The organism is Rhodobacter aestuarii (assembly GCF_900156655.1).
Classification (GTDB): domain Bacteria; phylum Pseudomonadota; class Alphaproteobacteria; order Rhodobacterales; family Rhodobacteraceae; genus Rhodobacter; species Rhodobacter aestuarii.
In genome coordinates this window covers 228,029-235,771 of sequence record NZ_FTOG01000008.1, presented here as the reverse complement: position 1 = coordinate 235,771, position 7,743 = coordinate 228,029, and the positions used below count along the sequence as shown (strand labels likewise).

The 7,743-nt window shown below is 61.8% G+C and carries 8 protein-coding genes; all 8 read left to right on the top strand.

What is annotated here, in order from left to right:
* The coding region (locus BW967_RS18960; RefSeq protein WP_139327805.1) for an aminotransferase class III-fold pyridoxal phosphate-dependent enzyme at nt 1–132 on the top strand (132 nt) is incomplete at its 5' end.
* 58 nt (nt 133–190) lie between these two features.
* Nucleotides 191–646, top strand: coding sequence for a hypothetical protein (locus tag BW967_RS12985; RefSeq protein ID WP_076485502.1), 456 nt, complete (start codon nt 191–193; stop codon nt 644–646).
* 369 nt (nt 647–1,015) lie between these two features.
* Nucleotides 1,016–2,395 (top strand): helix-turn-helix domain-containing protein, encoded by a 1,380-nt coding sequence (locus tag BW967_RS12980; RefSeq protein ID WP_076485501.1) that lies wholly within the window; start codon nt 1,016–1,018, stop codon nt 2,393–2,395.
* Between the two features lie 65 nt (nt 2,396–2,460).
* Nucleotides 2,461–2,850 carry a response regulator gene (locus BW967_RS12975; protein WP_076485500.1) on the top strand — a complete coding sequence of 130 codons (390 nt, stop codon included), beginning with the start codon at nt 2,461–2,463 and terminating at the stop codon, nt 2,848–2,850.
* 6 nt (nt 2,851–2,856) lie between these two features.
* A complete protein-coding gene (locus BW967_RS12970; protein ID WP_076485499.1) occupies nt 2,857–3,171 on the top strand; it encodes a hypothetical protein in 315 nt (104 codons plus the stop codon).
* 3 nt (nt 3,172–3,174) lie between these two features.
* Nucleotides 3,175–5,868, top strand: coding sequence for an ATP-binding protein (locus tag BW967_RS12965; RefSeq protein ID WP_076485498.1), 2,694 nt, complete (start codon nt 3,175–3,177; stop codon nt 5,866–5,868).
* Between the two features lie 115 nt (nt 5,869–5,983).
* Nucleotides 5,984–7,249: a FliM/FliN family flagellar motor switch protein gene (locus tag BW967_RS12960; protein ID WP_076485497.1), complete on the top strand. Its 1,266-nt coding sequence runs from the start codon at nt 5,984–5,986 to the stop codon at nt 7,247–7,249.
* An 88-nt stretch (nt 7,250–7,337) separates the two neighbouring features.
* On the top strand, nt 7,338–7,673 hold the full coding sequence (locus tag BW967_RS12955; protein WP_076485496.1) for a TraR/DksA family transcriptional regulator: 336 nt from the start codon (nt 7,338–7,340) through the stop codon (nt 7,671–7,673).
* Nucleotides 7,674–7,743 lie beyond the last annotated feature (70 nt).

Below are 7,743 nucleotides of genomic sequence, written 5' to 3'. Positions count from 1 at the left end.
GCCTATGAGAAAGGCATCTTGATCCGCACCACCGGCGACATCATCGCCATGTCGCCGCCGCTGATCATCGAAAAAACCCATATCGATACCCTCATTGGCACCCTCAAAGACGTCCTCGAAACCCTCGACTAAGGTGGCGCCTTAACCAAAGCTTGATCCTTCGCGGCCATTCTGGCCGCGGAGGACTTTTATGGCCCGCGTCAAACGCCCCACTTTCAAACGTCGGATCAACCCCGATGAAGAGCTGTCACCGCGCGTCATCTGGGGCGGTGGCGCGGTTTTGCTGATCGTTGTGGCGGCACTTTTCTGGAGCGTTTGGAAAAGCCAATTCGCCGCCCCGGCGAGCTACCTCTTTAACACGCCCACCCTTGGGGCCGAGGCGGGCTATTGCCTGAGCGTGGCACAGATGATCGTGCCCTCGGGCGCACCGATTGGCAGCTACTTTGATGAAGCCGCGCAATTCTGGGTCAAACGGCTGCGTGATCTGGATGAAGACATGGGCAAAGCCATCGCCAAAGGCCGTGCCAAACTCGCCATCGACAAACAGGCCGCGCGCGAGAAAAGCGATGTCTGGTTTCAATACGCCATGGATCAATGCTCCCTCAAAGCCCTGAACTACGGGGCGCATTTTCGGTCTTTCGACTAGGGCAATCGCGCCTTGACGGCGGTCACATCGGATGGCAGTTTTCCGAACTAGACTGTTCACCACACCCGCTTTGGCGGGTGTTGCTATATCCGCTACGCCTTTCACGCGTGCTCCATTCACCTCGGCCTTTCATCCCGGCCAGCGCGCAACCGCGCACCAGGTTCCCGCCAGTGTCCGCCCCGCGATCCGGGCGGGCCTCAAATTTGCGCCGCAAGCGCAACCGAAATACCCCTGTTGACTGTCACGGCGCAGGGGTAGGCCCGCGCGCCGGGGTGCCCCCCCTGGCCGCGGGCCGTTTCTATTTTCACCGTCTTTGTAAAGTGCTTTTGTTCGCGGGGCTTTGGCCGTAAATTCCTTGCAGGAGGAGAGATGGCTCGTTCTGCGCTAACCGGCACAAGGATCCGCGAGCGTCGCTTGGCGCTCAAGCTGCGGCAGGCCGAATTGGCCCGCGCGGTGGGGATTTCGGCAGCCTATCTCAACTTGATCGAACACAACCGCCGCCGCGTCTCTGACACGCTGCTGGAGACCTTTGCCTCGGCATTGGGCGTCGCCTCTGTGGCACTGTCCGAGGGCGCGGAATCTGCGCTTTTCGAAGCGCTCAGAGAGGCTGCAGCCGGCAGCGCAATGCCCGTTGCAGGCGCATCAAGCGACCCGCTCGACCCCGGTGAATTGGAACGGATCGAGGAGTTTGTGGGCCGCTTTCCGGCTTGGGCGCGGGTGCTCGCCGCGCGGCAAGAGCGGGTGGCGGCGCTTGAGCGCGTGGTCGAGACCTATTCCGAACGCATGGCGCAAGACCCGTTTTTGCTTGATGGCCTGCATGAGGTGCTTTCCGCCGTGACCTCGCTGCGCTCAAGCGCGGCGATTTTGGTGGAAACACCCGATATTGAGCCAGAATGGCACGCGAGGTTCTTGGAAACGATTGCACAAGAAAGCCTGCGGCTTTCTGGCGCCGCCGAAGGTTTGGTCGAATATCTTGATGAGATGGAGGCCGAGGAAACCGGCCCCGCGTCACCGCAAGAACAGCTGGAGGCGTGGCTTACCACCCGCAACTGGCATATTGCGGAATTTGAGCGCCCCGATCCGCCCGACCCGGAGGAGATTATCGCGGCCACGCCAGAGCTTGCGGCTTCTGCGGCTAAGGAATTGGCGCGGGCACATCTGGTACAGGCTTTGGCCGATACGCGCGCGCTGCCGCTCAAACCCTTTTTGGCGGCGCTCGGGGAAACCGGGCCCGCGCCGGGGCAATTGGCCGCGCGCTTTGGGGCGCCGATGGCGCGGGTGTTTCGCCGCCTCGCCACGCTTCCCGAGGGGGTGCCCGGGGTGCCGCCGATCGGGCTGGTCGTTTGTGATGGCTCGGGCGCGCTGACCCTGCGCCGCCCCCTGCCCGGCTTCACCCTGCCCCGCGCCACGGCGGCTTGCGCGCTTTGGCCGCTATACGAGGCACTTTCGCGCCCGATGCAACCGTTGCGGATGCCCGTGGATATGGCCGGGCGGCTGCCGCAGCGGTTCATGACCTATGCCTTTGCCGCCCCGCGCGTGACCGGCACAGCCGAAAGCCAAGGCTTTGACGGCGCTGCCTTTGATGGGGCTGGCTTTGAAGGCCCTGTCTTGATGGAAGCGATGATGCTGATCCTGCCCGCGCCGCTTGGCGCCACCGAAACGGCACGACCTGTGGGGACATCTTGCCGGGTGTGCCCGCGTGCCGCCTGCCCCGGCCGCAGAGAACCCTCGCTCGTGGCGCTGCGCTGAACCGTTGCAGCGTTTGACAGCACCGGGCCAAGCGTGGATAGATTGATCCCGGGGGAGGCGTAACGATGACAGAAAAGCGCGTGCTTGTGGTGGAGGATGAGCCGAACATCGCCGAGGCGATCCGGTTTATTCTATCGCGCGCGGGCTGGGCCGTAACGGTTGAGCCCTCTGGCGCGCGGGCGATGGTGCAAATTGCCGAATGGCGACCAAGCGCCGTGATCCTTGATCTGATGCTGCCGGGCCGCTCGGGGCTCGATATTCTGGCCGAATTGCGCGCCGATGCCGGTCTGGCCACAACCCCGGTTTTGATGCTGAGTGCGCGCGGTCAGGGCCGCGACCGAGAGGCCGCCGCTGCTGCGGGGGCCACCGCCTTTCTGGCCAAGCCCTTCGCCAATGCCGATCTGCTCAGCGCCCTTGAAGAGATTGCCGTGCCTTTGCCCGCGCAAGGGGCGTAAGCGCGAATGCCGCGCAAATCGACGCCCCTGTTTTTGGCGCGCCGCTCTTATCGTCGGCGGCGGATGATGGATGCCGCGCGTCTGCTGCCGCTCTTTGGGGTTGTTCTCTTCACCCTACCCGCGCTTTGGCGCCCCGATGCGGGCGCGCATCCCGACACGGCGCGCGGGCTGATTTATCTTTTCACCGTCTGGGCGCTGTTGGTGGCGCTGGCAGCGGCGCTGGCGCGGGGCCTTGCGCCCGCTTTGGATGCCGAAGAAGAGGCCGAAGGCAGCCTCCCCAGCTTGCCTACCACGGCGCCCCCCAAAGACGGGGATCTCTAACCAATGCCCTTCAATATTCTTGTCGCGGTTTCCTTGGTTTATGTGCTGTTCCTGTTTCTTGTCGCCTTTGTGGCGGAACGGCGCGCGGCCCGTGGGCGGCTGCATTTTCTCTACAGCCCTTGGGTCTACACGCTCTCGCTCTCGATCTATTGCACAGCGTGGACCTTTTACGGCGCGGTGGGCTCTGCGGCGCGTTCCGGGCTGGAGTTCCTGACGATCTACCTTGGGCCCACACTCGTTTTTACCGGCTGGTGGTGGGTGCTGCGCAAACTGGTGCGGATTGGCCGCGCGCAGCGTGTCACCTCAATTGCGGATTTAATTTCAAGCCGTTACGGAAAGTCAAACCTTCTAGGCGTGATCGTGACGCTGATGTCGGTTGCCGCTGCCACGCCCTATATTGCGCTGCAACTTCAATCGGTGACGCTGAGTTTTGGCGTTTTTGCCGCCGATACACCAGAGTTCTGGGCGCTGCCCAACCAATCCGCCACCGCGCTTTGGATCGCGGGGGGGCTTGCGCTTTTCACCATCCTGTTCGGCACCCGCAATTTAGATGCAAACGAGCGCCACCACGGCGTTGTCACCGCCATTGCGCTTGAAGCGGTGATGAAGCTGGTGGCACTTTTGGCGGTCGGGATCTGGGTTGTCTGGGGGCTGGCCGATGGCGTGGGCGATATCTTGGACAGGATCGACGCTTCCGCCTTGGCAGATTGGCAATTGCAGCCGGGGCGCTTTGCCGGGCTGACCTTTGTCTCTGCCGCTGCCGTGCTCACCTTGCCGCGCATGTTTCAGGTGCTCGTCGTCGAAAACACCGACGAGCGCCACCTTGTCACCGCAAGCTGGGCTTTTCCGGGCTATCTGCTGTTGATGAGCCTTTTCGTGGTGCCCATCGCTGTTGTGGGGCTTGAAACGGCGGCCCCCGGCGCGAACCCGGATTTGTTCGTTCTGTCGCTGCCACTTTCGCAAGGGCAAGGCGGGCTTGCACTTTTGGCGTTTTTGGGCGGCTTTTCCTCGGCCACCTCGATGGTGATTGTGGCAGCAATTGCGCTGTCTACCATGGTATCGAACCACATCGTCACGCCGCTTTGGCTGGCACTTGCGCGCGGGCCGGCGGAGCGCGGTGATGTGCGGGGCTTGGTGCTGACCAGTCGGCGGCTTTCCATCGGCGCGGTTCTGGCGATGGGCTATGGCTACTACCAACTTTCGGGCGGCTCAGAGGCTTTGGCGGCGATTGGCCTGATTGCCTTTGTGGGCGCGGCCCAAGTGCTGCCCGCGCTCATTGGCGGCATCTTCTGGCGCGGCGCCACCCATACCGGCGCAGCGGCGGGTATGGTGATTGGCTTTGCCATTTGGCTTTACGCGCTTTTTCTGCCCTCGGTAGGCGAAGGCGGGCTGATCTCTGCCAGCCTGATGAAAGATGGCCCCTTTGGCCTTACTTGGCTGCGGCCCCAGGCGTTGTTCGGCATCGACGGGCTCGATCCGTTTTTGCACGCGATGCTGTGGAGCCTTTTGCTCAACACGCTCGCCTTTTTGACGCTTTCCATGATCTCCTTCCCCGGCCCGGTGGAACGGCTGCAAGGCGTCGCCTTCGTCAATGTGTTTGAGGGGCGCGAGGGGGCCAAGGGTTGGTCGCGCGGGCAGGCCGAAGCCGAGGATCTGCTCTCGATGGCGCAGCGCATTCTTGGCGCACAAGAGGCGCAGCTTTTCTTTCAGGCACAGGCCGCAGCGCAAGGAAAGCGCGGCTTTCTACCCGACCCGACACCCGATTTTCTGGCCGCTTTGGAACGACAATTGGCGGGCTCTGTCGGCGCGGCCACGGCGCATGCGATGATTTCGCAACTGATTGGCGGAGCGGCGGTCAGCGTGCAAGACCTGATCGCGGTTGCCAATGAAGCACAAGAAATCAAAGAATATTCCGCCCAGCTAGAGGCACAATCCAAAGAACTGGCTCGCACCGCCCGCGCGCTTCGCGAAGCGAATGAAAAGCTTACCTCGCTTTCGGTGCAAAAAGACGCCTTTCTTGGCCAAATCAGCCATGAATTGCGTACCCCCATGACCTCGATCCGGGCGTTTTCCGAGATTTTGATGGAGCCCGATCTGCCCGAGGCGATGCGCGCGCAATATGCCGAGATCATCCATGAAGAGGCGCGCCGCCTGACCCGGCTTTTGGATGATCTGATCGACCTTGCCGTGCTCGAAAACCGCAAGGTCAACCTCAATATCTCGGTCGCCAATCTGCATGATCTGATCAACCGCGCGGTGCAATCGGCCTCCTCCACCCGGCCCGAGCGCGATTTCCGCTATGAACGCGATTTTCCCACCGAACATATGCCGGTTTTCACCGATACCGATAGGCTGGTGCAGGTCTTCATCAACCTGATTTCCAACGCGCGGAAATACTGCGATGCCGAGCGTGCCGTGCTGCGGATCGAGGTGAAACGCAGCAAAAATCGGGTGCAGATTGACTTCATCGACAATGGCGGCGGCATCCCGAAAGCGCAGCAGCAGCTGATTTTTGAGAAATTCGCCCGCCTGACCGATACGCAAAAGGCGGGTGGCGCGGGGTTGGGGCTGGCGATTTGCCGCGAGATCATGGCCAATCTGGGCGGCTCGATCGACTATCTGCCGGGCCAAGGTGGGGCCGCTTTTCGTATGACATTGCCGCTTCGGCGGCGTGAGGGTGAGGCCGAACCCGTCTAAGGCGCATACCGGAAGGCTTGGAAAAGAGTGAAGAATTCCTGATCTCGTCAACCATTTGTAAACCTTGATCTGCGAATGATTGATCCAAGGCATGGGAAATGGGCGGCACGAAGGAATGACGGACGAACAGGTTCACACGGCGATGCGACGCAAGGCAGAAGCGGGACGCCCCGCCTCTGACGGCTCTCCGCTGACGGCGGAACGGGCGATCACGCAAGCCGTTTCCAAAGTTGCGCAGGATATGTTTGCCCTTCCTGTTCAAACCCTTAGCATCAAAGAAAGCCGCCGCACCTTGGCCGATCTGCCCGAGGCGCTGGAACCTTTGTCGCTGATTGCGATCATCGAAGGCCCGGATGAAGGGCTTGGCATTATCGCGCTGCCGCCCGAAACGCTCTCGGTGCTGATCGAAGTGCAGACGATGGGCAACCTTGCGAAAACGGCACCGCCTGCACGCAAACCCACCCGCATTGATGCCTCGATGGTGGTCGAATATCTCGACGCGGTGCTCTCACTCATTGAAGAAAGCCTTGTTGAAACCGAGGCCGTGGTCTGGGCCGGGGGCTTCCGCTATGCCTCTTATCTCGATGATCCGCGTCCGCTCGGGCTTTTGCTCGAAGATATGGGCTATCGGATGTGGCAATTGGAACTGGGCTTTGGCGCGGGAGCCGAACGCACAGGCAAATTGCTTTGGGCCGTGCCGGTCAATGGCCGCGGCCAAAACTTGCGCCGTATGCCCGGCGCGGCGGAGGGTGAAGCCGGTGGCCAAAAGACTCCCGCGCAGGAAGAGGCCGAATGGCACGCGCGGATGGAAAACTCGGTTCTTAGCGCCACGGCAACGATCGATTCCGTTTTGCACCGCGTGACCCTGCCGCTGTCGCAAATCATGCAATTGCGCCCCGGCGTCAGCCTGCCGATCCCGGAAGATGCGCTGGAAAATCTTACCCTTGAGGGGGTCGGACGGCGGCGGTTGGCCTCTGCACGGCTTGGCCAGCATCGCGGCATGCGTGCGGTGCGGATCAGCGAAGAAGAAGCCTCGGTGGTGGAACTTGAAACCGGTGCCCCCAAGGTGCGCCGGGTCGTGCCGCAGCCCTTTGAATCCGGCGAAAGCCCCTTTGCCGGTATGGAGATGAACAGCGGCATGCCCGGTCCGCTCGACCGGATCGACAGCCCCGCTTATGACCCGCAACCGGGCGCCGAAGGGCTTGGCGGCTTTGGCAATCTTGATGAAGCCTCGGGTCTTGGTGGTCTTGGGGATCTGGGCGGCCTTGGTGGGTTTGACCAGCCTGAGGGCGATCTGGGGGGCCTTGGCGGCTTGGGCGGTCTTGGCGGGTTGAGCGACGAAGAAGATTTGCCCCCGCTGAAAATCGGCAATCTCGGCTAAGCGCCACCGCCTCTGCGCGCGAAATTGACGTGCATCAAGGCTTCTTTTGCGACGCGGGTGTTGGATAGTCCGATCATAGGAGGCGCGCATGACACCCGCCATCAAATCCGACGAGACCCGCCGCGCGGAGCTTTTGGCCCGCAAAAACCAGCTTGAAACCCGCATCGACCAAATCTCGGGTGAGTTCGAGGAACATGACTCCAAGGACTGGGAGGAAATGGCCACCGAACGCGAAGGCGATGAAGTGCTGGAAGACCTTGGCGCCGCCGCACAAAACGAGTTGCGGATGATCGAGGCGGCGCTCACGCGCATGGAGTCGGATGACTATGGCTATTGCGTCATTTGTGGCGAACGGATCCCAGAGGAACGGCTGGATTTGATCCCGGCGACACCATTTTGTGCCGAGCACGCCGCGCGGCACTGAACATCGGCCCCTAAAGCCCTGCATTTCGGACGTTTTCAACGACTTGCTCTTGCAGGTCGCGCCCCTACCC